The following is a 24,994-nucleotide window of genomic DNA, read 5'->3' on the forward strand; positions in this document are numbered from 1 at the left end:
AGAATGAAGGAGACGCCCGTCATGACTCTCGTCCACCCCGAGCTGAACCCGCAGGCCGTCGCCCGGACCTACGAGCTCGACCGCCGCCATGTCTTCCACTCCTGGTCCGCCCAGGCCGAACTCACCCCCATGGTCATCACCCGCGCCGAGGGCTCCTACATCTGGGACGGTGAAGGCAACCGGCTGCTCGACTTCTCCTCCCAGCTGGTGAACACCAACATCGGCCACCAGCACCCCTACGTCGTGGAAGCGATCGCCGACCAGGCCCGCACCCTGGCCACCGTCGCCCCGCAGCACGCCAACGACCAGCGCTCCGAGGCGGCCCGCCTGATCTGCGAACGCGCCCCCGGCGATCTGAACCGGGTGTTCTTCACCAACGGCGGCGCCGACGCCAACGAACACGCCGTGCGCATGGCCCGGCTGACCACCGGCCGGCCCAAGGTACTGAGCCGCTACCGCTCGTACCACGGCGGAACGCAGACCGCGATCAACCTGACCGGGGACCCGCGCCGCTGGCCCAACGACGAAGGGACCTCAGGCGTGGTCCACTTCTTCGGCCCCTACCTCTACCGCAGCCACTTCGAGGCGACGACCGAAGAGGAGGAGTGCCGACGGGCGCTCGCACACCTCGAGCAGGTCATCGAACTCGAGGGGCCGCAGACCATCGCCGCGATCCTGCTGGAGGCCATCCCCGGGACGGCCGGCATCATGCTGCCGCCGCCGGGCTATCTCGCGGGCGTAAGGGCGCTGTGCGACCAGTACGGCATCGTGTTCATCGTCGACGAGGTGATGACCGGCTTCGGCCGCACCGGCGCGTGGTTCGTCTGCGACGACGAAGGCGTGGTCCCCGACCTGCTGACCTTCGCCAAGGGCGTCAACTCCGGGTACGTCCCGCTGGGCGGTGTCGTCATCTCGGACCGGATCGCCGAGCACTTCGCACACCGTCCCTACCCCGGCGGGCTCACCTACTCCGGGCACCCGCTGGCGTGTGCGGCGGCCGTCGCCGCGATCACCGTCATGGAACGCGACGGCATCATCGACAACGCCCGCCGCATCGGAACCGACGTGTTCGGCCCCGAACTCGTCCGGCTCGCCGCACAGCACCCCAGCGTCGGCGAAGTCCGCGGACGCGGTGTCTTCTGGGCCATCGAGCTCGTCACCGACCGGCACACCCGCCAGCCTGTCGCGCCGACCGGGGGCAGCAGCCCGGTGATGGCCGAGGCCGTCCGCGCTTCGAAGGAGCTCGGGCTGCTGCCGTTCACCAACTCGGGCCGCATCCACCTCGTACCGCCGTGCACCATCAGCGAATCCGAGGCCCGCGAGGGGCTGCACATCATCGACCAGGTCCTGAGCCGGGTCGACACGCTGGTGGCCCAGGGCTGAAACATCAGCGGTGCAGCACCATCAGGTCCGGCCGCTCGAGGAACCGGGCGATGTCGCGCAGGACTTGCGAGCCGAGCTCGCCGTCGACGAGGCGGTGGTCGAAGGACATGGTGAGGGTCGTGGTGTCGCGCAGTCGTATGCGTCCCTTGTGTTCCCATGGCGTTCGCCGCACCTGGCCGAAGCAGAGGATCGCGGCTTCGCCGGGGTTGAGGATCGGTGTTCCGCCGTCGATGCCGAACACACCGATGTTGGTGATCGTGAACGTCCCGTTTCTCATCCGCTCGGGTGGCGTCCTGCCGGCGCGGGCCTGATCGATGAGATCGGTGAGCGCCACGGCGATCTCCCGCAGGGAGAGCCGCTGGGCCGCGGCGATGTTGGGGACGATGAGCCCCCTGGGCGTCGCCGCGGCGATGCCCAGATTGACGTCGGCGTACCGGACGATCTCACCGGCCGCGGCATCCCACTTCGCGTTGATCTCGGGATGCCGCGCGATGGCGGTCAGCGCGGCCTTGATGACCAGACACAGCGGTGTCAGGCGCACACCGCCGAACGCCTTGTCGGCGCGCGCCCTCGCCAGCAGTTTGAGGGACCGCGTCATATCGACGGTGACCCATTCCGTGACATGCGGAGCGGTGAAGGCGCTGGTGACCATGGCCTCCGCGGTGTGCTTGCGCACTCCGCGGATCGGTGTGCGCACCACGTCGTCACTGGGGACATCGGGGGTGTTCGGCGCGGTTTCCCGCTGCTCGGCGAGGCGGTGCACATCCTCGCGGGTGACGCGTCCCGACGGGCCGGTGGCGGTGGCGAGGCCCAGGTCGACTCCGAGGTCGCGGGCGAGCTTGCGCACCGGCGGGCTGGCCAGGGATGTGCGGGTGGCGGGTGTGTGGATGGCGGGTGTGGCGGCCGGTGGCCCGGGCTTTCTCTTGCGCGGGCGGCGCGCCGTCCGCGCGTGTGCCGGACCGTAGCCGACCAGGACGGGCTCGCGGGCGGGGGCGGAGGGCTCCTCGACCTCGAACGCGATGATCGGCGCGCCGACGGCCACCGCCTCGCCGGCGGCGCAGAGGACTTCGGTGACGGTCCCGGCGTACGGGCTGGGCAGTTCCACCGCTGCCTTCGCCGTCTCGATCTCCACGATGATGTCGTTGACGCCGACCGGGTCGCCGGGTCCCACGCGCCACTCGAGGATTTCGGCCTCGGTCAGGCCCTCGCCGACATCGGGGAGGTGGAAGTGCTTGGTTACGGGCATCGTGTCCTCCAGGTGGGATTCGCCGGACGGTTCAGGGGGCGCACACCCGGTCGACGGCGTCGAGAACTCGATCGAGATCGGGCAGGTAGTCGTCTTCGGCCCGGGCCGGCGGATAGGGGACGTTGTAGCCACCGACCCGTGCCACGGGGGCCTCGAGGTCGTAGAAGCAGTGCTCCATGACCGTCGCGGCGATTTCAGCGCCCAGGCCGACGTTGACGGGCGCCTCGTGTACGACCACGACGCGTCCCGTCTTCGATGCCGAGCGGGTCAGTGCGGTGGTGTCCAGGGGCGACAGCGAGCGGAGGTCCAGGACTTCCAGCGAACGGCCTTCGGCGGCGGCGACCTCGGCCGCATTGAGTGCGACGGCGACCGTGGGCCCGTACGCCACCACGGTGACGTCGGTGCCCTCGCGCAGGACCCGGGCGCGCCCCAGCGTGTCGCCGTCCACGGGGCGGCCGAGGTCGAGCTCGGCCCGGTCCCAGTACCGGCGCTTCGGCTCGTAGAAGATGACGGGGTCGTCGCAGGCGATCGCGGCGCGGAGCATGTCGTACGCGTCCTGGGGATGGGCGCAGGCCACGACGCGCAGTCCGGCCGTGTGGCAGAAGTACGCCTCGTTCGACTCGCTGTGGTGCTCGACCGCGCCGATCCCGCCGCCCACCGGGATCCGGATGGTGACGGGAAGCCGCAGCAGCCCGCCCGACCGGGCTCGCATCTTCGCCAGTTGGCTGACGATCTGGTCGAAGGCGGGGTAGACGAACCCGTCGAACTGGATCTCGCACACCGGCCGGTACCCCCGCAGGGCCAGGCCGATCGCCGTCCCGACGATCCCCGATTCGGCCAGCGGGGTGTCCATGACGCGGTCGCCGAACTCGTCGGCCAGGCCGTCGGTCACCCGGAACACCCCGCCCAGGGACGCGATGTCCTCACCGAGCAGAATCACCCGCTCGTCGTCGCGCATGGCCTGGCGCAGGCCCTCGTTCAGTGCGCGTCCGAGCGTGGCCGTGGCGGCCGCGGCGGAAGTCGCGGCGGTGGCGGAGGTCGCGGCGGTGGTGGTCACAGGAAGGACTCCCGATACGTCTCGAAGCCTTCGCGTTCGCGTCGCAGGGCCTCGGTCTCCTCACACAGGGTGTTGCGGAAGGTGTCGCTCAGGGACGGCTCCGGAAGCGCCCGGCACGCCTGGCGCGTCCGCAGCGCAAGCTCCTCTGCTTCGGCGGCGACCGTGGCGAAGTAGTCCTCGTCGGCCCAGCCGCGGGCGGTGAGCAGCAGGCGTACGCGCTCCACGGGGTCGTGGGCCTCCCACCGGGCGAGCTCGGCGCTGTCGCGATAGCGCTTGGGGTCGTCGGATGTGCTGTGTCCGGACCTGCGATACGTGTGCGCCTCGATGAACCCGGGCGCCCCACCGCCGCGGACCCGCTCGGCCATGCGCCGGGTGGCGGCGTAGACGGCCAGTACGTCGTTGCCGTCCACGGACACCGCGTCGAGCCCGAATCCCCGCGCGCGTTCCCGCAGCGGACCGGCGTACTGCTTGCTCGCGGGCGTCGAGATCGCCCATCCGTTGTTCTGGCAGAAGAACACGATGGGTGCCGATGTCACCGCGGCCCAGTTCAGCGCCTCGTTGGCGTCCCCCTGGCTGGACGCGCCGTCACCGAAGTAGGTGAACACGACGCTGTCGGTGGCGTCGTACCGTACGCCCATCGCATAGCCGACCGCGTGCAGTGTCTGCGTCGCCAGCACGAGGCTGTAGATGTGGAAGTGATAGCGCTCGGGGTCCCATGAACCATGGCTCGCGCCACGCCACTGTGACAGCAGCTCCGCCGGTGAGATACCGCGGCACAGGGCTGCCACGTGTTCGCGGTACGACGGGAAGACCCGGTCGTCCGCTCGGAGGGCGCGGATCGACCCGGCTTGTGCCGCCTCCTGCCCGAGGGACATCAGCCAGAGCCCGAGCTCGCCCTGGCGTTGCAGGGAGTACGCCTCCTGGTCGAAGCGGCGCCCGAGCACCATGTCGCGGTACAGCGTACGTACCAGATCATCGGTCACGTCGAGGATGCCCGCGGCCGCCTGTTCGTTCAGCGTCCCGGCGGGATCGACCAACTGCAGGACATCATCGGCCGCCGCCGTGCGGTTCGTACTCATGACGGCCCCCAGGTCCCCGCGCGGTCCACGGCGGTGTGTCGCTTCCGGGGCGGGCACGAGATCCGCAGCGGCGGGGCCGTCACGAGCTCCCGGATGGTGAAGCCGGAGAGCGCTTTGACGAGGGCGTCGACACGGGCGGGCTCCGCCGCGGCGAAGACGGTGCAGCGCGTCCGTTCGGCTTCCACGATCTCGGCGGAGAACGCCCGCGCGATGGCGAGGGCTTCGGGGAGTCGGCCTTCGGGGAAGGCGACCGTCACGAATGCCCCACGCCGGTGGTGCGACCTGTCGTCGGAGAGACGGACGACCTTGACGACCTCGGGTGACCGGTTCAGGAACTTGACGAGCTGCTGCAACGTGATCTCGTCTGCCGTGTCCACCTCGATGGTGATCCTCCGCAGCCCGTCGACGGGCGCGGCGACGTCCATGGTGATCACGTCGAACTGGCGGTGCGCCAGGATCGATGCGACCCGGGCGACCGCCAAGGGCGTGGCGACGACATCGAGTTGCAGCACGGCACCACCGGGGTGCGGGCCTGGTTTCACGGCTTCGGAGGGGGCAGCGCGGGTTGCTGATTGTGTCGCGGCTGACATGAGGGACACCGTGGCAAGGGCGCGATGGCGTCCACAACGAAAGTGCGCACAGCGATGCGAAGCACGCTCCTCTCGAGCAGTCCGTCCGGGGCGAAAGTGAGCGTTGCGGTAAGTGCTGCTTACACTTGGGGCATGTCGGCACCCGTACATCTCGACTCGGTCGATCTGCAGATCCTGGAGTTGCTGCGAGCCGACGGGCGGCGCACCGTGCGCGATATCGCACGTCTGGTGAAGCTCTCTCCGGCGCCGGTCCGCCGGCGCATCACACGCCTCGAGGAGTCGGGGGTCATCACCGGCTACACGATCACCACGGATCAGGCCAGGCTCGGTCAGGGCCTTCAGGCGGTCACCGAGCTGCGTTTCACGGGCGACACGGACATCCATGACATCGTGGAGTTCGCGTCGACCCTGCCCGAGGTCGACGAGGTGCTGACGCTCACCGGCGATGTGGACGCCCTGGTCAGGTTGCATGTCGACAACGTCGATGACCTGCAGAAAGTGGTCAATCGTCTGCGTCGTAAGGGGGTCGGCGTGCTGCAGACGAAGACACTGATCGTCATCGCCTCCTGGCAGCGTGGAGCACCCGTGCCCTGAGACCGCCCGGACTCGGCGGTGTATATGTGATCAGTCGGGCCAGGAACAGCAGCCACGGTCGGAGGAGCGATGTCAGGTGCGTGTTGCGCCCCCGCCTCAGGGGGCGACCGGGAGATCCCCGAGCCCTCCGCCGTTCGGCTCCAGGCCCCGGAGCGGGACCGGGCGCAGGGGCTGCGCGCCATGCTGCGCATCCCTGGGGGGACGTTTTCGATGGGGGGCGATGACGCCGACGCGTTTCCCGAGGACGGTGAGGGCCCGGTCCGGGCGGTGCGGCTGTCGCCGTTCCTCATCGACGCCACGGCTGTCACCAACAGGCAGTTCGCGGCGTTTGTGCGCGGCAGCGGCTATCGGACCGATGCCGAGCGCTATGGCTGGTCCTACGTGTTCTACGCGCTCGTCCACCCCGGGGCCCGGCACCTGGTGCGCGACAAGGTGGCGCAGGCGCCCTGGTGGCTCGCGGTGGAGGGGGCGTGCTGGCAGGCCCCGTACGGGCCGGGGTCGTCATGGACCGAGTTGTCCAACCACCCCGTCGTCCATGTCTCCTGGCGCGACGCGTCCGCGTATGCGGCCTGGGCGGGCAAGCGCCTGCCCACGGAGGCGGAGTGGGAGCGGGCGGCGCGTGGCGGTCTGGAGCGCTCCCGCTTCCCCTGGGGGGACGAACTGCTGCCCCGCGGGCAGCACCGCTGCAATATCTGGCAGGGACGATTTCCGCAGGTCAACACGGGTGAGGACGGGTATCTGGGCACCGCGCCGGTCAAGACCTACCGGCCCAACAACTTCGGCCTGTACAACACCTCGGGCAATGTGTGGGAATGGTGCTCCGACTGGTGGAGCACCACCTGGCATACGGCCGACCGCGCGGAGACCCGTCAGGACCCGGCCGGGCCTCCCGCCGGGGAGGCGAAGGTGATCCGCGGCGGCTCGTATCTGTGCCATGCGTCGTACTGCAACCGCTACCGCGTCGCCGCGCGCACCTCCAACACACCGGACAGCAGCACCGGCCACATGGGGTTCCGTTGCGCGGCTGACCTGCCCCGGACGGGCTGGTAGGCGAACCACCGCCGCAGCGGGCCGGCTGGGGTGGCGATGGTTGACACCACAACAGGAGCGGGCGAAACTTACTGCCCAGACTACTGGTAAGACCAGTTAACCTGATCCTCCCTTGGTCAAAGGAGCGTCCTGGATGACCATCGCCTCCCCGCATCCGCCGTCCGAGAGCGGCACATTCCAAGGCAAGATCGGCACCACCTACGAGGAGTCGACTCCCTGGTGGCCGGAGCCGCAGACGCTCCCCGAGGACACGCCGAATGTCGTGGTCATCGTGCTCGACGATGTCGGCTTCTCCGACCTGGGCTGTTTCGGCTCGGACATCGACACCCCGGCCATGGACGCCCTCGCCACCGACGGCCTTCGCTACGCGAACTTCCACACCACCACACTGTGTTCGCCCACCCGTGCCTCCCTGCTGACCGGCCGCAACCACCACTCTGTCGGCATGCGCATGCTGTCCAACTTCGACACCGGCTTCCCCAGCGGCCGCGGACGGATCACCAAGGCCGCCGCGACCCTGCCCGAGGTGCTGCGCGACAGCGGCTTCAACACCATGGCCGTGGGCAAGTGGCATCTGGCGCCGATGGAGCAGACCACCGCCTCCGGGCCGTACACCCAGTGGCCGCTGTCCCGCGGGTTCGAGCGCTACTACGGATTTCTGGAAGCCGAGACGGACAGCTTCTATCCGGAGCTGTTCTACGACAACCACGCCGTGGACCCGCCGAAGAGCCCGGAAGAGGGCTATCACCTCAGCGAGGACCTGGCCGACCGGGCGATCCAGTTCATTACGGACCAGACGTCGGTCACCCCGGACAAGCCCTTCTTCATGTATCTGGCGTTCGGCGCGGCACACGCACCGCACCAGGCTCCCCAGGAGTACCTGGAGAAGTACCGGGGCCGGTTCGACCACGGCTGGGACGCCGAGCGCGCCACCCGCCACGCCCGCCAGATCGAACGGGGCATCCTGCCGCCCGGCACCGAACTGGCGCCGCGCAACCCAGGGGTCGTTCCCTTCGACGAGCTGTCGGACGACGAGAAGAAGCTGTCCGTACGCCTCCAGGAGGCCTACGCGGCGATGCTCGACCACACCGACCACCAGATCGGCCGGGTGATGGAGTTCCTGGAGCGGATAGGCCGGCTGGAGAACACCATCACCATCCTGCTCTCGGACAACGGGGCCAGTCAGGAAGGCGGGCAGAAGGGTTCGCTCAACCCCACCGCGTTCCAGAACGGCATCGCCGAGGACCTGGCGGAGATGGTCGCGCGGATCGATGACATCGGCACCACGCGCGCCCATGCCAACTACCCCTGGGGCTGGGCGCAGGCGGGAAACACACCGTTCAAGCGCTACAAGCAGAACACCCACGAAGGCGGTGTCCGCTGCCCGCTCATTGTGCGGTGGCCGCGGGGACTGCCGCGCACCGGTGAGATCAGGCAGCAGTTCCACCATGTCACGGACATCGTCCCGACCCTTTTCGAACTGCTGGGTGTGCAGTCCCCCTCGGTCCACAACGGCATTCCGCAGCTGCCGGTCCACGGTGTGAGCATGGCCTACACCTTCGGCTCGCCGACCGCGCCGACACGCAAAGAAGCCCAGTACTTCGAGATGTTCGGACACCGTGCGATCTGGCACGACGGCTGGAAGGCCGTCTCCTTCCACCAGCGCGGTACGTCGTTCGACACGGACCAGTGGGAGCTCTACCACCACGACACCGACTTCTCGGAGTGCGACGACCTGGCGCAGAAGCGGCCCGAGCAGCTGCAGAAGATGATTTCCCGCTTCTGGGTGGAGGCGGGAAAGTACGATGTGCTGCCCCTGGACGACCAAGGGTTCGCCTACCGGGCGAAGATTCCGCGCCCCGGCTCCCCGCGGATGCGCACCACCTTCACCTACTACCCCGGTATGGCCCATCTGCCCATCGCCGCGGTCCCACCGGTGATGAACCGCGGGCACCGCATCACCGCGTTCGTCGACCGGGCCGCCGCGTCGGACGAGGGTGTCCTGGTGTCCCTGGGCAATATCAGCAGCGGATACGTCCTGTACGTCAAGGACAACCGGCTGATCTACGAGTACAACTTCCTCGGCACCCGGTACACGGTGACCTCCACGGAAGAACTCCCGCTCGGCCCGGCGGAGCTGACCTTCGAATTCGTCAAGACCGGTGATATGCGGGGCACCGGACATCTGTATGTGTCGGGAAGGCCGGTCGGCTCCGAGCCCATTCCGCGGGTGCTCCCGCACTTCCTGGGCTGGCAGGGCCTCGACATCGGCCGGGACACCCTGTCGCCCTCCTCACCCAACTACGACGGCGAATTCGCGTTCACCGGAGGGTTCGAGAAGGTGGTGTTCACGGTCGCGCCGGACGAGGAGGACACGGAGCCCTTCGAGCGGATCGACTGACTCCCGCCGCCACACGACTGGGAGCGACGCGGAGCCCTTCGGGGCCCGCGTCGCTCCCAGTTGGTCATCCGGTCAGGTGGGCGGTGTGAAGCGCCCGTCGATCGCCGTCCAGCCACCGTCCACGAAGAGCTGGCTCCCCGTGACGAAGGACGACGCGTCCGACGCCAGATAGACCACGGCGCCGGCCAGCTCGTCGGGCCGGGACCAGCGGCCCAGGGCGCTCTTGGTCGCGTACGCCTCCGACCACTCCGGCACGGCCCTGATCTGCGTGGTCAGCGGTGTGTCCACGATGCCCGGCGCGATGGTGTTCACCCGCACGCCCGACGGGCCCAGTTCGGCCGCCGCGGTCCGTACCAGCTGGACCAGGCCCGCCTTCGTGGCCGCGTACACCCCCTGCCCCGGCTCGACGGCCACCGCGCGGATCGAGCTGAAGCCGATGATGCTTCCCGTGCCGCGTTCGGCCATGCCACGGCCGAACGCGCGCACCAGGTCGAAGGACGCGCGCAGATTGAGCGCCACGACCCGCTCGAATTCCTCCGCCGTGTAATCGAGCAGGCGCTTGCGCACGTTCGTCGCGGCCGTGAACACGAGCACGTCGACGGGGCCGAGCTCCTCGGCGGCGCGCGCCACCGCCTCGCCGTCGAGTACATCGAGTGCGTACGGGACAAGGCCCGGCCCCATCGACGCCGACGCCGTGGCCGCCGTCAGGTCACGGTCGGCGCACACCACCGAGGCGCCGTGCGCGGCCAGCGCCAGGGCGCTCTCGCGGCCGATCCCGCTGCCCGCGCCCACCACGACGGCCTTGCGGCCGTCGAGCCTGAACAGGCGGGAGTAGGCGTCCACCGCATCGGTGCGGTCCTTAGCTTGCATGGTCCTCACGGCTTCTTTGTCGTCGGAGTTGTCGTGGAAGCTGTCGTCGGAGCTGTCGTCGGGCGGATCACTGCCATACGGGTGACGGTGAGCTCTTCGATGGCGAACCTCGGGCCCTCCCGTCCGGCCCCGGAGTCCTTCACGCCGCCGTACGGCATGACGTCGGAACGGAAACCGGGCACCTCGTTGACCACCACCCCGCCCACCTCCAGGCGGTCGAGAGCGGCGAACGCGGTGTCGAGGGCGCTGGTGTAGACGCTCGCGTGCAGTCCGTAGCGCGAGTCGTTGACCAGGTCGAAGGCCGTCTCCAGATCGGGGACGGACCGTACCGCGACCACGGGGCCGAAGACTTCCTCGCCCCAGACGGGCAGGGCGCGGTCCACGTCGAGCAGCACGGTGGGCTCGATCACCCCGTCGGTGACCTTGCCCCCGGCCACCAGCGACGCCCCCGCCGCCACCGCCTCGTCCAGCCATACGCGGACCCGCTCGGTCGACCGCTGGTCGATGAGTGCCGACACCCTCGTCGCCGGATCGCGGGGATCGCCCACGACCACCTGGGCCACCCGCTCCGCCAGGCGGGCCAGGAACTCCTCGCGCACCGCGTCCACCACGATGACCCGCTGCACGCTGATGCACGCCTGGCCCGACGCGTAGTACCCGCCGCGCACCACCGCGTCGGCGGCGGCGTCGAGGTCGGCGTCGGCGGCGACCACCAAGGCGGCGTTGGAGCCGAGTTCGAGCAGCACCTTGGTGGGGGCCGCGTCCCGGGCGATCTGGTGGCCCACAGCGGCGGAGCCGGTGAAGGACACCGCCCCGATCCGGCGGTCGCTGGTCAGCGCGATGCCCACCTCGGGGCCCCCGGTCACCAGTTGCACCGCGGCCTGCGGCGCGCCGGCGGCGCGCAGGGCCTCGCGGAGGAGGTGCACCAGCCACAGGGTGGCCAGCGGCGTCTGCGGGGCGGGCTTGACGACGACCGGGCAGCCGGCGGCCAGCGACGGCGCGACCTTGTGCGCGGCGAGCAGCAGCGGGTAGTTGAAGCCCGCGATGCCCACCACCACGCCGATCGGCTTGCGGATCCAGAAGCCGAGCAGCCCCTCCCCCGTCGGCAGCAGGTCCAGCGGCACCGTCTCCCCGTGCAGCCGGGCCACTTCCTCGGCCGCCGTCAGCAGGGTCAGCAGGGTGCGGTCCACCTCGACACGGCAGTCGACCAGCGGTTTGCCGGTCTCCAGGACCAGGAGCCGTTCGAAGTCCGCGCGCCTGGAGGTGATCGCCTCGTGCGTGGCGAGCAGCGCCGCCCTGCGGGTGTGCGAGGGGAGCCGGCCCACCTGTTCGCGGACCGCGACGGCCGCGTCCACCGCGCGGCGCGCGAGGTCGGTGTCCCCGACCGGGGCCCGCGCGACGAGCGTCCCGTCGTAGGGGAAGCGGACATCCTCGGCGGCGGGTGCCGCCACCCAGTGGTCGCCGATGGGCAACCCCGTCGGGAACTGATGGAACTCCAACACCTGGGCGCTTTCGCCACCGGCGGTTTCGACGTGGGTAGTCACGGTCAGTACTCCCGGTTGAGGTCGGCCGCCGACACTCCGGACAGTGCCTTGCCCAGAGTCGGTACGGCGGCGATCAGCCTGCGTGTGTAGGAATGTTGCGGCTCCTCGTACACCTGCTCCGTGGGCCCGGTCTCCACGATCTGTCCGCCGTTCATGACCGCGACCCGGTCGCACACATGGCGGACCACGGACAGGTCGTGGGAGACGAAGACCAGCGTGAGGGACAGCTCCTCGACGAGGTCGGCGATGAGGTTGAGCACTTGGGCCCGCACGGACACATCCAGGGCGCTCACCGGCTCGTCGGCCACGATGATCTTCGGGCGGGGGGCGAGGGCGCGCGCGATGGAGATGCGCTGCCGCTGGCCGCCGGAGAACTGGTGCGGATACCGGTCCGCCGCGTCGGCCCGCAGGCCGACGGCCTCGAGCAACTCGGCCACCCGCTCCCGGCGGTTCGGGTGCCCCTGTGCGACCAGCGGCTCGGCCACGATGTCACCGACACGCATCCGCGGGTCCAGCGAACTCATCGGGTCCTGGAACACGAGTTGCAGCCGTTCGCGGACGAACCCGAGCTGTCTTTCCCTGAGCCCGGTGATGTCCCGGCCGTCGATCGCGACGCTGCCGCTGGTGGGGCGGTCGAGCCCGGCCAGAATCCGCAGCAGGGTCGACTTGCCGCACCCCGACTCCCCCACGATGCCGAACCGTTGCCCCTGGGGGACGGTGAAGCTGACGCCGCGCAGGGCGTGCACCGGCGGGCTGGGGTGGCGCAGCGAGGTACGAGGACGGTGGTAGACGCGTGTGATGTCGCGGACGCTGATGGCGGTCGGCTGCTCAGCCACGGCCGGCCTCCTGGTTCATCGGTGTGCCCTTCACGTGTGCGCCACTTTCGTCCGCCGGACTCGTGGACACGGCCGCCGGGCTCTTGGACACCGGGCTCTCGGATGCCGGGTGGAAGCAGGCGTAGCCGGAGTCCGGCCCGGTCGGGACCCATTCCGGCCTGGTGGCGCACGCCTCGGTCGCGTGGGCGCATCTGTTTCTGAAGACACATCCGGCGGGGAACTGGCCCGCCGGCGGCACCGATCCGGGGATCGTGGCCAGCCGGCCGCGGTCGTCGACCACGGTCAGGTCCGATGCGCCGATCAGGCCCCGGGTGTAGCGGTGCCGAGGGCGGGTGAACACCTCCTGGACCGGTCCGGACTCGACCAGCCGCCCGCCGTACATGACCATGACCCGCTCGCAGGCGGTGGCCACCACGGCCAGGTCGTGGGTGATGAACAGCATGGCCGACCTGCGGTCCTGGACACCTCGCACGATCAGGTCGAGCACTCGCGCCTGCACCGTGACGTCGAGCGCGGTGGTGGGTTCGTCGCAGACCAGGAGCGCGGGGTCGTTCGCGAGGGCGATCGCCAGCACCACCCGCTGCCGCTGGCCTCCGGAGAACTGGTGCGGGTAGGCCTGCGCGGCGGCCGCGGGGTCGGGGAGCCCCACCTGCGCGAGCAGTTCCACGGCGGCGGCTCGCGCGGAGGCCCGGTCGGGCCTGGTCCGGTGGATCAGCAGCACCTCGGCGATCTGCCGCCCGATCCTCATCGTGGGGTTCAGAGCGGTCATGGGCTCCTGGAAGACCATGGCGATCTCCTTGCCCCGCACCCGGGACATCCGCGCCTCGTCGGCACCGACCAGGTCGTGGTCGACTCCGGCGAGCCGCACCGAACCCGTGGCCCGGAGCCCTTCGGGGAGCAGGCCCATGACGCTCAGCGCGGTCAGCGACTTGCCCGACCCCGACTCGCCGATCAGGCCGACCCGCTCGCCGGCCCGGATGGTGAAGTCGACATCTTCGACGAGCTTGCGGCCGCCCACCGTTACGTCGAGGTTCCGCACGGCCAGGACGTCATCCGGGGAACCCGGCCCGGGGACCGGTGCCGTATCAGGTGCCGCGGTCATCGGCGGTCCTCCAGCTTGGGGTCGAAACGGTCGCGCAGGCCGTCACCGAGCAGGTTGAATCCGAGCACCGCCACCGCGATCGCGATGCCCGGGAACACGGCGAGCCGGGGGGCGGACGACAGCATCTCCTGGCTCTCCTGCAGCATCCGGCCCCAGGACGGGGTGGGGGGCGGGGTTCCGAAGCCCAGGAAGGACAGCGCGGCTTCGGCGAGTACGGCGATGGCGAAGCCGACCGACGCCTGCACGATGACAAGACTGCTGACGTTGGGCAGAACATGCCGCACGGCGATCGCGAACGGGCCGCGGCCCGCCGCACGCGCGGCGGTGACGTACTCGGTCTTCATGACCTGCAGCGTGCCGCCGCGGATCAGCCGGGCGAAATTGGGGATGGACGCGATGCCGATGGCGACCATCGCGACCAACGTGCTGGCGCCGTACACGGCGGCGAACATGATGGCCAGCAGGAGCGCCGGGAAGGCGAGCAGCAGGTCGTTGGCGCGCATCAGCAGCTCGCCGAGCCAGCGGGGCGCCATTCCGGCGGCGATGCCGAGGGGCACTCCGGCCAGGGCGGCGACCCCCACCGCCACGAAGCCGACGAACAGCGTGGTGCGCGAGCCCACCAGGATCTGGCTGAACACATCACGGCCGAATTTGTCCGTGCCGAACCAGTACTCCAGCGACGGCTTCTCCAGCCGGGCCGAGGCGTTCACCAGGGTCGGGTCGTGCGGCGTCCATACGAAGGACAGCAGCGCCATGCCGAACACGACCGCGACGATGAGACCGCCCACCAGCAGGCTGCCCGTCACCGGGCGGCGCCGACGGCGGACGTCGGGCACAGCGGACGCGGCGGCCTTGATGTCCGGAGCGGACTTGGTGTCCGGAGCGCTCATGACGCACCCGCCCCCCTGAGCCGCGGGTCGATCACCAGATAGACGATGTCCACCAGGAAGTTCACCAGCAGCACCGCCATTGCGATGATCATGACCACGTCCTGCACCATGATGAGGTCCCGGTTGGAGACGCTGTCCAGCAGCAGGCTCCCGAGCCCGGGGATGACGAAGACCCGCTCAATGACGACGGCGCCCACCAGCAGCGTGGCGAGATGCAACGCCAGGACGGTGACCACGGGTACCGCCGCGTTCCGCAGGCCGTGCCGCAGCAGCGCCCGCGTCGGGCGGAGTCCTTTGGCACGGGCGGTGCGCAGATAGTCCTCCCGGAGGACATCGAGCACGGCGCTGCGGACATAGCGGGTGAGCATGGCCCCCTGCACCAGTCCGAGGGACAGCGCGGGCAGCACCAGCTGCTTGAGGAACATGACCGGATCCTGCGCCGGGGGTGTCCAGCCGTTCGCCGGCAGCCACCCGAGTCCCACCGCGAACACGGTGACCAGGAGGATGCCCGCGAGGAAGGCCGGGACGGCCACGCCGACCTGGGACAGGGCCGAGAGAATGAGCCCGGACGGCTTGCGGTGCCGCACCGCCATGAGCGTGCCCATGGGAATGGCCAGGATGCAGGCGAGCGCCATCCCGGCGCCGACGAGCCACATGGTGACCTGGAGGCGGTCGGCGATCTGCGGGCCGATCGCCGTCTGTGAGATATAGGAGTTGCCCGGGTCGAAGGTCACCAGTCCCTTGACCCAGCTGAAGTACTGGACCACGAGCGGCCGGTCGAGCCCGAACTGCTCGCGCAGTTGCGCCACCGCCGAGTCCGACGCGCTGACACCGAGGGCGACGCGGGCCGGGTCCCCTGGCAGCACCGCCATGAACGCGAACACCAATACGGAGCTCACGACGAGGCTGGCCAGGAGGATCCCGATCCGCTGCACCAGACGGACGATCATCGGTCGAGTCCGCCCTTCACGACCGGGCCTTTCACGACCGGCCCAGGCCGGTGAGATCCAGCGACTCGGAGACGTTGTCCACGGGCAGGCCGGTGATGTCCTTGTCCGCCACCATCAGGTTCGGCAGCAGGAACAGCCAGTCGGCCGCGGCGTCCTTGGACAGCAGCCGGGCGGCCTCCCGCATGGCGGTGATCTGCTCCTTCTGGGTGCCCCGGTCCGCCTTCTTCAGCAACGCGCGGAATTCGGGGTTGTCGTAGTGGGTGTAGTAGCTCTTGTCCCCGAACACCGTCTGCATATCGCGGGGTTCCAGGTGGCTGATGATGGACATGTCGTAGTCGCCGTTCTTGAACACGGTGCTCAGCCAGGCGGCGGGGAACTCCAGCTGATCGAGGGTGACCTTGAACCCGGCCTGTTCGAGCTGGCTCTTGACCACGGTGCCGCACGCCGTGGCGTAGGGCAGCGTCGGAATCCGCAGCCGCAGCGTACTGCCGGCTACACCGGACTCCTTGAGGAGCTTCTTCGCCTTGTCGCGGTCGTACGGATACTGGTTCGAGAGGTCCTGGTACCACGGGTCGGTCGGCGGGACCATGCTGCCGATGAGCTTGCCGCGCCCTGCCCAGCAGGTGTCCAGCAGGGCCTTGTGGTCGATGGCGTAGCGGACGGCCTGGCGGGCCTTCAGATTCTTCAGCGGGCCCGAGCCGTTGTTGAGGGAGAGGAGCACCTCGCCGTTGGTCGTGCCCTCGATGACCTTGTACGTCGAGTTGTTCGCGAACCGGTCCAGGGAATCCGGGGTCTGCATCGTGCCGATCACGTTGATGGTGCCCGTGAGCAGCGCGTTGTTCATGGCCGTCGGGTCCTTGAAGTACTTGAGGGTGACCGACGCGAAATGCGGTTCACTCCCCCAGTAGCCATCACGGCGGGCCAGTGTGATCGAGTCGCCGCGGGTCCACTTCTTGACCTCGTACGGGCCGGTGCCCACCGGCGCGGTGGCCAGCTTGCTCACACCGGTCCGGCTGAACATCACGCCGACGCGGGTGGTCATCCGGTACAGCCAGTCGTTGCTCGGCTCCTTCAGGGTGACCTTGAGTTCGGTCGGTGACACCGCCTGCACCGTGTCGACGACGTCCATCTGGGCCTTCTGCGCGATCGTCCAGTCGGACTTGACGCGTTCGATGGAGAACTTCGCGTCCTCGGCGGTGAACGGTGCGCCACTGCTGAACTTGGCGTCCTTCACCAGCTGGAACGTGTACGTCTTACGGTCCTTGGACAGGCTCCACGACTTGGCCAGTTGGGGCTGGATCTTCCCCGACTGGTCCACCTTCACCAGGTTCTCGTAGACGTTGTAGAGCAGCGCCTGGGGAATGGCGGCGCCCGCGGTCTTGGTGATGTCGAGGTTGGCCGGCTCGGCGTTGAGGCCGATCTTCAGGGCGTCGTCGGTCTTCCCGGACTTGCCGCCGCCACCTCCGTCCGTCGTGGACCCGGCCGAGCAGGCAGCCAGCAGTAGGGATGCGAGCGTGGCCGCGATCACCCCGGTGTGCCGCGTCAGCTGCTTGTTGTCTCTCATAGGTGCTACCCCTGGCTTTCCATGGTGTGCAGGACAGCGGATGACACATCCGCTGTGGTGGCGTTTCCGCCGAGGTCGGCCGTGTGGTGCCGGGCATCTCGCAAGGTGCCCGCCACCGCGTCACGGATGCGGCCGGCCGCGCCGGTGTGTCCGAGATCGTCGAGCAGCAGCGCCCCGGAGAGCATGCATGCCACCGGATTCGCCACGCCCTTCCCGGCGATGTCGGGTGCGGAGCCGTGGACGGGTTCGTAGACACCCGGCACCTCGGCGCCCGGAAGGACGTTGGCGCTGGGCGCCATGCCCATACCGCCGGCGAGCACCGCGGCCAGGTCGGACAGGATGTCGCCGAACAGGTTGCTGGTGAGCAGGACGTCGAGGGAGCGCGGAGCCTGGATCATACGGGCGGCCATGGCGTCGACCAACACGGTTTCCAGCCGGACCGCCGGGTACTGCTCGCCGACCTCGCGCACCACCCGGTCCCACAGCGGATAGCCGTAGCGCATCGCGTTGGACTTGGTCACCAGGCACAGCCGCCCCGACCGCCGGCCGGCCAGGGCGAAGGCATGGTGCGCCGCCCGCTCGATGACGCGACGGGAGTGCACCGCGATCTCGATGCCGAGATCGTGTCCGCTGCCGGCGTGCGCCACCCCGCCGGCGCCGACGTACTCGCCCTCGGTGTTCTCTCGGACGATGACCAGGTCCACGCCATCGGTGTCGCGCACCTTGGTGGGGACGCCGGGGAACGCGCGCACCGGGCGGATGTTCACGGCGAGGTCGAGCTGCTGCCGCAGGCCGATGATCAGGCCCCAGACCAGTTCGTGATCGGGCACATCGGGGCGTCCGACGGCGCCGAACAACACGGCGTCCGTCTGCTTGACGAGGTCGGCCGCATCGGCCGGCATCGCCGCGCCCTGCCGGAGGAACCGCTCGCCTCCCCAGTCGAACGAGGTCACGTCGAGCCGGTGGCCGTCGGCCTCCAGCGCGGCCCGGAGCACCGGCACCGTTGCCGCGACGACCTCGGGGCCGATTCCGTCACCCGGTATGACGGCGAGCCGCACGACCTTGGTCTCCCTCGTCATCAACGCCACCTTCCCCTCTCACTGGCCTGACCAGTAAGCTCACTTGCCAGGTACCGTGACGACTGAGGCTGTACTTGTCAAGGGTTCGTATGCGACGGGTATCGCGAGGGGGCACCGCCCAGCGACAGCTGGGGGATAGGGAGAGTGCAAGTGCTCACCGAACAGGGCCTGGCCACCATGCCGGCCGTCGAGATGGTGGCCGGATTCGCCGACCGCACGCTGTCGCCCGTGCAGGTCCACGACGCCGTCCAGGCGGTGATCGAGGCGCGCGAGAGTGTGCTCAACGCGTTCTGGGTGCGGGATCCGGACGAGTCCCGCAAAGCGGCCCTGGCCAGCGAGGCGCGCTGGGCGGCGGGTGAACCGCTCGGACCCATCGACGGCGTGCCCGTGACGCTGAAGGAGAACGTCGCCCGCAGGGGCGTCCCCATGCCCTCGGGCAACGCGGGGACCGAGCCGGTCGTCCCCGAGACGGACGCGCCCATCACCGCGCGGGTCGTCGAATCCGGTGGGGTGGTCCTCGGGTCCACCGTGATGCCGGACTGGGGCATGCTCTCCTCGGGAGTCTCCAGCCGGCACGGCATCACCCGCAGCCCCTGGAACCCCGCCTGGACCACGGGCGGTTCCAGCTCCGGCGCGGGGGCCGCGGCCGCCGGGGGCTACGGTCCGCTCCACGTCGGCACCGACATCGGGGGGTCGATCCGGCTGCCGGGCACCTGGCTCGGGCTCGCCACGCTCAAGCCCAGCTATGGTCGGATCCCGCTGGACGCCCCGTACCTGGGGCGCGCCGCCGGCCCCATGGCGCGCACCGTGGCGGACGCGGCCCTGTTCATGAGTGTCCTGAGCCGGCCGGATCCCCGGGACTGGTCGAGCCTGCCGCCGCAGGACATCGACTGGTCGGCGCCGGCCGGCGAGGTGCGCGGACTGCGGGTGGGGGTGCATCTGGACGCCGGCTGCGGGGCGCCCTGCGACGCCGAGATCCGTGACGCGGTGAACCGCGCCGCCGCGCTCTTCGAGGCGGCGGGAGCCGTCGTGGAGCCGGTGGAACCGTTCATGAGCCAGGACCTCCTGGACGATCTGGATCTGTTCTGGCGGGTGCGGTCCTGGAACGACTTCCGCGCACTGCCGGCGGACGCCAAGCTGCGCGTCCACCCCAGCATCATCCGCTGGGTCCAGGGAGGCGCGGATGTGCCGGGCACCCGGGTGCTCCAGTGCTACCAGCAGATCATGCGAATCCAAGAGCGGACCGTGGCGGCGACGCTCCCGTACGATCTGGTGCTTTCGCCGGTGGCTCCGGTGGCGGCCTTCCCCGCCGAGCAGCCGATGCCATACCTGGAAGACGCGAAGACCATGGCCCACATCGGCTTCACCGCGCCGTACAACATGTCGGGCCAGCCCGCGGCGACCGTCAACTGCGGTGTGACGGCGGACGGTCGGCCCATCGGGGTGCAGCTCGCGGGCCGCCGATTCGACGATCTCGGTGTCCTTCGGGCGGCGGCGTGGTACGAACGGAACCGGCCTGCCGAGGCGGTCCCACACTGGCCGGACAGCGCCCCCGGGGCGACCACGGGGGAGACCACCGGGGGAACCACTGGGGAGAAGACGACAACGCTCGAAGGGGAGACGCCGTGAGTGACGGGGCACAGTTCCAGCAGGTCGCGCCGGTACGGCTCTACCAGCGCATCGTCGAGCAGATCGAGCAGGCAATCACTCGCGGCGACCTCAAGCCCGGTCAGCGCCTGCCGAGCGAACGAGAACTGGTGACGCAGTTCGGGGCGAGCCGGCCCACCGTACGCGAGGCCCTGCGCGTACTGGAGAGCAACGGCCTGATCCGCTCGCGCCCGGGCGACCCGAACGGCCCGGAGATCCTGCCGTTCTCCTCGGCGGGCCTGACCAAGGAGATGACCCGGCTCGTTCAGTTCGACAATGTGTCGATGGCCGAGTTGATCTCGTTCCGCATGATCCTCGACGGCTCGGCGAGCATGCTGGCGGCCCGGCTGCGGTCCGAGGAGGAGCTGTCCGCCATGGAGCGGACGATCGCCGTCATGTCGGACGCGATCGAGAAGGGGTACGACGAGTTCAGCAAGGCGGACGTCGCGTTCCACGAGGCGGTGGCCGTGGCCAGCCGCAACTCCCTCATCGAGGTCTGCAACCAGGTGGTCAGGGGCGCCGTCCTCTCGCTGATCTCGGACAAGGTCGCCCATGCGGACAACCGCAAGGCGCTCATGCGCGAATCGCTCCAGCACCACCAAGAGGTGCTGGAGGCGATCCGGGCACGGGACGGCGCGGCGGCGGCGCGCATCTCGCGACGCAAACTCCTCGACTACTACGCCGGCTACGTCCCCGAGAGCGAGCAGGGGCCGCTGCTCGCCCTCGTGGACGACGAGGACGCCTGAACCTCCACCGTGACCGTGGTCAGACGTTGCGCCGGTACTGGCCGCCGACCTCGAAGAACGCCTCGGTGATCTGCTGGAGCGAGCAGACCCGGGCGGCGTCCATGAGGACGGCGAAGACGTTGCGGCCGCTCACCGCCGCGTCCTTGAGGGCCACCAGGGCGGCATGGGCCTGGTCGCGGTGGCGGGTCTGGAAGTCGCCCACGCGCTCCAGCTGGGACTCCTTCTCCTTCTCGGTGGCGCGCGCCAGCTCGATGGTGCCGGACTCGGCCGTGTCCGCATGCGGGTTGCGGAACGTGTTGACTCCGATGATCGGCAGGGTGCCGTCGTGTTTGCGCTGCTCGTACAGCATCGACTCGTCCTGGATCCGGCCGCGCTGATAGCCGGTCTCCATGGCGCCGAGCACACCGCCGCGCTCGCTGATCCGCTCGAACTCGGCGAGCACGGCGGCCTCGACCAGGTCGGTGAGTTCATCGATGATGAACGAGCCCTGCAGCGGGTTCTCGTTCATCGCCAGGCCCCATTCCCGGTTGATGATCAGCTGGATGGCCAGGGCCCGGCGGACCGAGTCCTCGGTGGGGGTGGTCACCGCCTCGTCATAGGCGTTGGTGTGCAGGCTGTTGCAGTTGTCGTAGATGGCGATGAGCGCCTGCAGGGTGGTGCGGATGTCGTTGAAGTCCATCTCCTGGGCGTGCAGGGAGCGGCCTGAGGTCTGGACGTGGTACTTCAGCTTCTGGCTGCGCTCATTCGCCCCGTACTTCTCCTTCATCGCCACCGCCCAGATGCGGCGGGCGACCCGGCCGAGCACGGAGTATTCGGGGTCCATGCCATTGGAGAAGAAGAAGGACAGGTTCGGGGCGAAGTCGTCGATGTCCATACCGCGCGCCAGGTATGCCTCGACATAGGTGAAGCCGTTGGCCAGGGTGAAGGCCAGCTGGCTGATGGGGTTCGCCCCGGCTTCGGCGATGTGGTAGCCGGAGATGGACACCGAGTAGAAGTTGCGGACCTTGTGCGCGATGAACCACTCCTGGATGTCGGCCATCATCCGCAGGGAGAACTCGGTGGAGAACAGGCAGGTGTTCTGGCCCTGGTCCTCCTTGAGGATGTCGGCCTGCACCGTGCCGCGCACGCTCGCCAGCGCGTGTGCACGCAAGCGAGCGGCTTCCTCGGGTGAAGGGTCGCGCCCCTCTGCGGTGCGGAATCTTTCCGTCTGCTGGTCGATGGCGGTGTTCAGGAAGAACGCCAGGATGGTCGGCGCGGGTCCGTTGATCGTCATGGAGACCGAGGTCGTCGGCGCCACCAGGTCGAAGCCGTCGTAGAGGGCCTTCATGTCCTCCAGCGTGGCCACCGACACCCCGGAGGTGCCGACCTTGCCGTAGATGTCGGGGCGTTCGCCGGGGTCACGGCCGTAGAGGGTGACCGAGTCGAAGGCGGTGGACAGCCGGGTGGCCGGCTGGCCCTCGGAGAGCAGCTTGAAGCGCCGGTTGGTACGGAACGGATCGCCCTCGCCGGCGAACATCCGCGCCGGGTCCTCCCCGTCGCGCTTGAACGGGAACACCCCGGCGGTGAAGGGGAAGTAGCCAGGCAGGTTCTCCCGGCGCCAGAACCGCACCAGCTCCCCGTGGTCGGTGAACCGGGGCAGGGCGACGCGGGGAACCTTGTTGCCGGACAGGGACTCGCGGGTCAGCTTGGTGCGGATCTCCCGGTCGCGGACCTTCACGACCTGCTCGTCACCGGAGTAGGCGGCCACGACGGCCGGCCAGTTGCCGATCTGCTCCGTGACGTCGTGCGGAAGTTGCTTACGGGCGTCCGCCAGCAGCGACTGCACGCTCCCCGCGTCGGAGCCGGCCAGGGCGAGCTCGTCCCTGACCGCGTCCAGGCGCTGCACCCTGCGAGCCGCCACGGCCAGCCGCTCGGTCTCCTCGTGATACCGGCGGACCGTCTCGGTGATCTCGGCGAGATAGCGCACCCGGTCCGTGGGCACCACCTGCCGGATGCCCGAGGAGTGGCGTACGTCGACCGGCGGCAGCGTGCCTTCGGACAGCGGCAGGCCCCGCTCGGCCAGGGCGGTCCTCAGGTACTGGTAGAGCGCAGTGACACCGTCGTCGTTGAATGTGGCCGCCGAGGTGCCGTACACCGGCATCTCCTCGGGCCGCATACCGAACGCCTCGCGGTTACGGACCAGTTGGCGGCCCACATCACGCAGTGCGTCCTTGGCGCCGCGGCGTTCGAACTTGTTGATGGCCACCACATCGGCGAAGTCGAGCATGTCGATCTTCTCCAGCTGCGAGGCGGCGCCGAACTCCGGCGTCATCACATACAGCGAGGTGTCGACGAACGGCACGATCGCCGCGTCCCCCTGGCCGATGCCCGGGGTCTCCACGACCACCAGATCGAACCCGGCTGCCTTGACCACGTCGATGACGTCGGACAGATGCTCGGGCAGCTCGCGGCTGCCGCGCGTGGCCAGGCTCCGGAAGAAGACCCGGTGCCCGTCCAGGGAGTTCATCCGGATCCGGTCACCGAGCAGCGCACCGCCGCCACGGCGGCGGGTCGGGTCGACCGCGATCACCGCGATGCCCAACTTGTCGTGCTGGTCGACTCGGAACCGTCGCACCAGTTCGTCGGTCAGTGACGACTTTCCCGAGCCGCCGGTGCCGGTGATGCCGAGCACCGGGGTGACCCGCGCCGCCGCGGCGGCCCGCAGCTGTTCCAGCAGCTCCGGGGGCAGCTTGCCGAGCTCGGCGCCGGTGATGGCGCGGGCGATCGCGAACCGGTCGCCGGCGAGTACGGCGGCGGCGTCGGCCGGCTTGCCGTCCCAGAGGTCGAAATCGCAGTCCCGCACCACCGAGTTGACCATCCCGGCGAGGCCCAGCCGCTGGCCGTCCTCGGGAGAGAAGATCGTCACCCCGCATGCGCGCAGTCGGGCGATCTCCTCGGGCACGATGACACCGCCTCCGCCGCCCACCACGCGAACGTGGTCCGCTCCCCGCTCGCGCAGCGATGTGGCCAGGTACTCGAAGTACTCGACGTGTCCGCCCTGGTAGGAGGAGACCGCGACGCCGTGTGCGTCCTCCTCCAGCGCCGCGTCCACGACCTCGCGCACGGAGCGGTTGTGCCCGAGATGGATCACCTCGGCGCCCTGGGACTGGAAGATCCGCCGCATGATGTTGATCGACGCATCGTGCCCGTCGAACAGCGCCGAAGCCGTAACCAGGCGGACAGGGTGCACGGGACGGTGCAGATCGCTCATGAGGGCCTTCCCAGACAGCTGAGGGGACGCTGACCAACAAGATACTAGGACGTCCTAGTAAATTACTGAAGGTGAGATCGGTGTGAAGAGAAGCACAGCGGGCGAACGCTCCCGGCTCACAGCGCGGCGACAAGCCGCCTCAGCATCTCGTACGCCGGCAGCAGCGACGGGCCGTACCAGGTGATCAGCCGGCCGCTGACCAGGCGGGTCGGTGTGCGGTGGAAGGCCTCGGGGCCGTCGCTCTCGGTGAACACATACGGCTCGTCGGGCAGCAGGACGACACCCACGCCCGGTCGGTCGACCTCATCCAGCGCCATATGCGGATAGCGGTCCGCATGCTGGGCAAACGCATTGGCGATACCGGCCCGGCGCAGCAGGTCGCCGGTGAAGGTGGCCCTCCCGACCACCATCCAGGGGTCCCGCCAGATCGGGACCGCCGCGGTGACCGCGACCTCGGGAAGGGGGCCCGACCAGAGCTCCCGCGCCGCGTCGAGCCAGTCGGGGACCGGGACTTGAAGCGCCTCGGCGAACAGCCGCCCGAGCGAGTCCAGGGCCTGTGGGACGGTCTCGATGACGGTCACCCACACCGGCACTCCGGCGGCGCGCAGCCGGGTGACGTCGAGTTCGCGGTTCTCCTCCTTGTTCGCGATCACCAGATCCGGCCGCAGCCGGGCGATCGCCCCCCGGTCGGGGTTCTTGGTGCCCCGCACCCGTACCACGTCCAGATCACCGGGATGGGTGCACCACTGGGTCGCCCCGACCAGCACCTCGCGATGGCCGGCGGCGACCGCCTCCGTGAGCGACGGCACCAGCGACACCACCCGGCGCGGCGGACGGGCCAGGTGCACAGCGGTGCCCATGTCGTCGTACAGCGGTGACATGGCCGCTCCCCTCGCTTTCTCTCGTCCTCCCTGGCCTTCCAACTTAATGGGCACCCGTGGAGTTCCGTCTCCGGAGGAAAACCGAGGCAAAATCAGCACGATTTACAGGCTTTTCCAAAAAAACGCATCCCCCGGTTTTCTGCTACCGAATGTCCCCAAAAAGGAAACGGAGTTGAACCCCAATGGATTGACTGTTGTAACCTCTGCTTTCTCATCCGGTCATCTTGTCGCCGAG

At 69.3% G+C, this 24,994-nt stretch carries 20 protein-coding genes; 6 read left to right on the forward strand and 14 right to left on the reverse strand.

Translation table 11 applies throughout. The features are described 5' to 3' along the window. Window positions 1–21: 21 nt before the first annotated feature. Complete coding sequence (locus ACFV2X_RS19910; protein WP_385617975.1) at window positions 22–1,383, forward strand: aspartate aminotransferase family protein; 1,362 nt, start codon at window positions 22–24, stop codon at window positions 1,381–1,383. Between the two features lie 4 nt (window positions 1,384–1,387). Here the strand turns inward: ACFV2X_RS19910 and ACFV2X_RS19915 are convergent, their stop codons facing one another. Genes ACFV2X_RS19915 through ilvN form a run of 4 tightly spaced genes read right to left on the reverse strand, consistent with a single transcriptional unit; the run spans window position 1,388 to window position 5,277 of the window. After that, entirely contained in the window at window positions 1,388–2,629 is a 1,242-nt protein-coding gene (locus ACFV2X_RS19915) for a dihydrolipoamide acetyltransferase family protein (protein ID WP_385617977.1), read from the reverse strand. 31 nt (window positions 2,630–2,660) lie between these two features. Further along, window positions 2,661–3,686, reverse strand: coding sequence for an alpha-ketoacid dehydrogenase subunit beta (locus tag ACFV2X_RS19920; protein WP_385617979.1), 1,026 nt, complete (start codon window positions 3,684–3,686; stop codon window positions 2,661–2,663). Next, window positions 3,683–4,765 (reverse strand): thiamine pyrophosphate-dependent enzyme, encoded by a 1,083-nt coding sequence (locus ACFV2X_RS19925; protein WP_385617981.1) that lies wholly within the window; start codon window positions 4,763–4,765, stop codon window positions 3,683–3,685. The genes ACFV2X_RS19920 and ACFV2X_RS19925 overlap by 4 nt, the downstream gene beginning before the upstream one ends. Then, the gene (ilvN, locus tag ACFV2X_RS19930; protein ID WP_385617983.1) at window positions 4,762–5,277 is read right to left on the reverse strand and encodes an acetolactate synthase small subunit; all 516 of its coding nucleotides are present in this window, start codon (window positions 5,275–5,277) and stop codon (window positions 4,762–4,764) included. The genes ACFV2X_RS19925 and ilvN overlap by 4 nt, the downstream gene beginning before the upstream one ends. A gap of 210 nt (window positions 5,278–5,487) precedes the next feature. On the opposite strand from ilvN, the gene ACFV2X_RS19935 reads away from it, so the two are divergent. The 3 genes from ACFV2X_RS19935 (at window position 5,488) to ACFV2X_RS19945 (ending at window position 9,400) form a co-directional block, all read left to right on the forward strand. Further along, window positions 5,488–5,949 (forward strand): Lrp/AsnC family transcriptional regulator, encoded by a 462-nt coding sequence (locus ACFV2X_RS19935; RefSeq protein ID WP_089507827.1) that lies wholly within the window; start codon window positions 5,488–5,490, stop codon window positions 5,947–5,949. Window positions 5,950–6,018: 69 nt separating this feature from the next. Then, window positions 6,019–6,999, forward strand: a complete 981-nt coding sequence (locus ACFV2X_RS19940) for a formylglycine-generating enzyme family protein (protein ID WP_385617986.1) — start codon at window positions 6,019–6,021, stop codon at window positions 6,997–6,999. A gap of 133 nt (window positions 7,000–7,132) precedes the next feature. Next, window positions 7,133–9,400: an arylsulfatase gene (locus ACFV2X_RS19945; RefSeq protein WP_385617989.1), complete on the forward strand. Its 2,268-nt coding sequence runs from the start codon at window positions 7,133–7,135 to the stop codon at window positions 9,398–9,400. A gap of 72 nt (window positions 9,401–9,472) precedes the next feature. Here ACFV2X_RS19945 and ACFV2X_RS19950 read toward each other — a convergent pair whose 3' ends face one another. The 8 genes from ACFV2X_RS19950 to ACFV2X_RS19985 are packed head-to-tail and all read right to left on the reverse strand — an operon-like array spanning window position 9,473 to window position 18,235. Beyond that, entirely contained in the window at window positions 9,473–10,270 is a 798-nt protein-coding gene (locus ACFV2X_RS19950) for an SDR family NAD(P)-dependent oxidoreductase (RefSeq protein WP_385617992.1), read from the reverse strand. Between the two features lie 5 nt (window positions 10,271–10,275). Next, on the reverse strand, window positions 10,276–11,814 hold the full coding sequence (locus tag ACFV2X_RS19955) for an aldehyde dehydrogenase family protein (RefSeq protein ID WP_385617995.1): 1,539 nt from the start codon (window positions 11,812–11,814) through the stop codon (window positions 10,276–10,278). 2 nt (window positions 11,815–11,816) lie between these two features. After that, the gene (locus tag ACFV2X_RS19960; RefSeq protein WP_385617997.1) at window positions 11,817–12,650 is read right to left on the reverse strand and encodes an ATP-binding cassette domain-containing protein; all 834 of its coding nucleotides are present in this window, start codon (window positions 12,648–12,650) and stop codon (window positions 11,817–11,819) included. Beyond that, the gene (locus tag ACFV2X_RS19965; protein WP_385617999.1) at window positions 12,643–13,752 is read right to left on the reverse strand and encodes an ABC transporter ATP-binding protein; all 1,110 of its coding nucleotides are present in this window, start codon (window positions 13,750–13,752) and stop codon (window positions 12,643–12,645) included. Before ACFV2X_RS19965 ends, ACFV2X_RS19960 begins: the two co-directional genes overlap by 8 nt. Continuing rightward, window positions 13,749–14,642, reverse strand: a complete 894-nt coding sequence (locus ACFV2X_RS19970; protein WP_385618002.1) for an ABC transporter permease — start codon at window positions 14,640–14,642, stop codon at window positions 13,749–13,751. The genes ACFV2X_RS19965 and ACFV2X_RS19970 overlap by 4 nt, the downstream gene beginning before the upstream one ends. After that, a complete protein-coding gene (locus ACFV2X_RS19975) occupies window positions 14,639–15,592 on the reverse strand; it encodes an ABC transporter permease (RefSeq protein WP_385618005.1) in 954 nt (317 codons plus the stop codon). Before ACFV2X_RS19975 ends, ACFV2X_RS19970 begins: the two co-directional genes overlap by 4 nt. A gap of 31 nt (window positions 15,593–15,623) precedes the next feature. Next, on the reverse strand, window positions 15,624–17,156 hold the full coding sequence (locus tag ACFV2X_RS19980; protein WP_385618008.1) for an ABC transporter substrate-binding protein: 1,533 nt from the start codon (window positions 17,154–17,156) through the stop codon (window positions 15,624–15,626). A 5-nt stretch (window positions 17,157–17,161) separates the two neighbouring features. Further along, window positions 17,162–18,235, reverse strand: a complete 1,074-nt coding sequence (locus tag ACFV2X_RS19985; protein WP_385618010.1) for an isocitrate/isopropylmalate dehydrogenase family protein — start codon at window positions 18,233–18,235, stop codon at window positions 17,162–17,164. Between the two features lie 150 nt (window positions 18,236–18,385). Between ACFV2X_RS19985 and ACFV2X_RS19990 the strand changes: the two genes are divergently transcribed. Together ACFV2X_RS19990 and ACFV2X_RS19995 are read left to right on the forward strand one after the other, a co-directional pair. Further along, on the forward strand, window positions 18,386–19,864 hold the full coding sequence (locus tag ACFV2X_RS19990; RefSeq protein ID WP_385618013.1) for an amidase: 1,479 nt from the start codon (window positions 18,386–18,388) through the stop codon (window positions 19,862–19,864). Further along, complete coding sequence (locus tag ACFV2X_RS19995; RefSeq protein ID WP_385618015.1) at window positions 19,861–20,628, forward strand: FadR/GntR family transcriptional regulator; 768 nt, start codon at window positions 19,861–19,863, stop codon at window positions 20,626–20,628. The genes ACFV2X_RS19990 and ACFV2X_RS19995 overlap by 4 nt, the downstream gene beginning before the upstream one ends. 19 nt (window positions 20,629–20,647) lie before the next feature. Here the strand turns inward: ACFV2X_RS19995 and icmF are convergent, their stop codons facing one another. Further along, the gene (gene icmF / locus ACFV2X_RS20000) at window positions 20,648–23,878 is read right to left on the reverse strand and encodes a fused isobutyryl-CoA mutase/GTPase IcmF (protein WP_385618017.1); all 3,231 of its coding nucleotides are present in this window, start codon (window positions 23,876–23,878) and stop codon (window positions 20,648–20,650) included. Window positions 23,879–23,994: 116 nt separating this feature from the next. Next, entirely contained in the window at window positions 23,995–24,759 is a 765-nt protein-coding gene (locus ACFV2X_RS20005; protein ID WP_385618020.1) for a helical backbone metal receptor, read from the reverse strand. Between the last annotated feature and the right edge of the window lie 235 nt (window positions 24,760–24,994).

The sequence above is a fragment of the Streptomyces sp. NPDC059679 genome, assembly GCF_042734105.1.
GTDB lineage: Bacteria > Actinomycetota > Actinomycetes > Streptomycetales > Streptomycetaceae > Streptomyces.

Excerpts from the sequence above, each read along its gene's own strand:
- ACFV2X_RS19910 (WP_385617975.1), top strand. The coding sequence starts at position 22 with ATGACTCTCGTCCACCCCGAGCTGAACCCGCAGGCCGTCGCCCGGACC.
- ACFV2X_RS19915 (WP_385617977.1), bottom strand. The coding sequence starts at position 2,629 with ATGCCCGTAACCAAGCACTTCCACCTCCCCGATGTCGGCGAGGGCCTG.
- ACFV2X_RS19925 (WP_385617981.1), bottom strand. The coding sequence starts at position 4,765 with ATGAGTACGAACCGCACGGCGGCGGCCGATGATGTCCTGCAGTTGGTC.
- ACFV2X_RS19935 (WP_089507827.1), top strand. The coding sequence starts at position 5,488 with ATGTCGGCACCCGTACATCTCGACTCGGTCGATCTGCAGATCCTGGAG.
- ACFV2X_RS19940 (WP_385617986.1), top strand. The coding sequence starts at position 6,019 with ATGTCAGGTGCGTGTTGCGCCCCCGCCTCAGGGGGCGACCGGGAGATC.
- ACFV2X_RS19945 (WP_385617989.1), top strand. The coding sequence starts at position 7,133 with ATGACCATCGCCTCCCCGCATCCGCCGTCCGAGAGCGGCACATTCCAA.
- ACFV2X_RS19950 (WP_385617992.1), bottom strand. The coding sequence starts at position 10,270 with ATGCAAGCTAAGGACCGCACCGATGCGGTGGACGCCTACTCCCGCCTG.
- ACFV2X_RS19965 (WP_385617999.1), bottom strand. The coding sequence starts at position 13,752 with ATGACCGCGGCACCTGATACGGCACCGGTCCCCGGGCCGGGTTCCCCG.
- ACFV2X_RS19970 (WP_385618002.1), bottom strand. The coding sequence starts at position 14,642 with ATGAGCGCTCCGGACACCAAGTCCGCTCCGGACATCAAGGCCGCCGCG.
- ACFV2X_RS19975 (WP_385618005.1), bottom strand. The coding sequence starts at position 15,592 with ATGATCGTCCGTCTGGTGCAGCGGATCGGGATCCTCCTGGCCAGCCTC.
- ACFV2X_RS19980 (WP_385618008.1), bottom strand. The coding sequence starts at position 17,156 with ATGAGAGACAACAAGCAGCTGACGCGGCACACCGGGGTGATCGCGGCC.
- ACFV2X_RS19985 (WP_385618010.1), bottom strand. The coding sequence starts at position 18,235 with ATGACGAGGGAGACCAAGGTCGTGCGGCTCGCCGTCATACCGGGTGAC.
- icmF (WP_385618017.1), bottom strand. The coding sequence starts at position 23,878 with ATGAGCGATCTGCACCGTCCCGTGCACCCTGTCCGCCTGGTTACGGCT.
- ACFV2X_RS20005 (WP_385618020.1), bottom strand. The coding sequence starts at position 24,759 with ATGTCACCGCTGTACGACGACATGGGCACCGCTGTGCACCTGGCCCGT.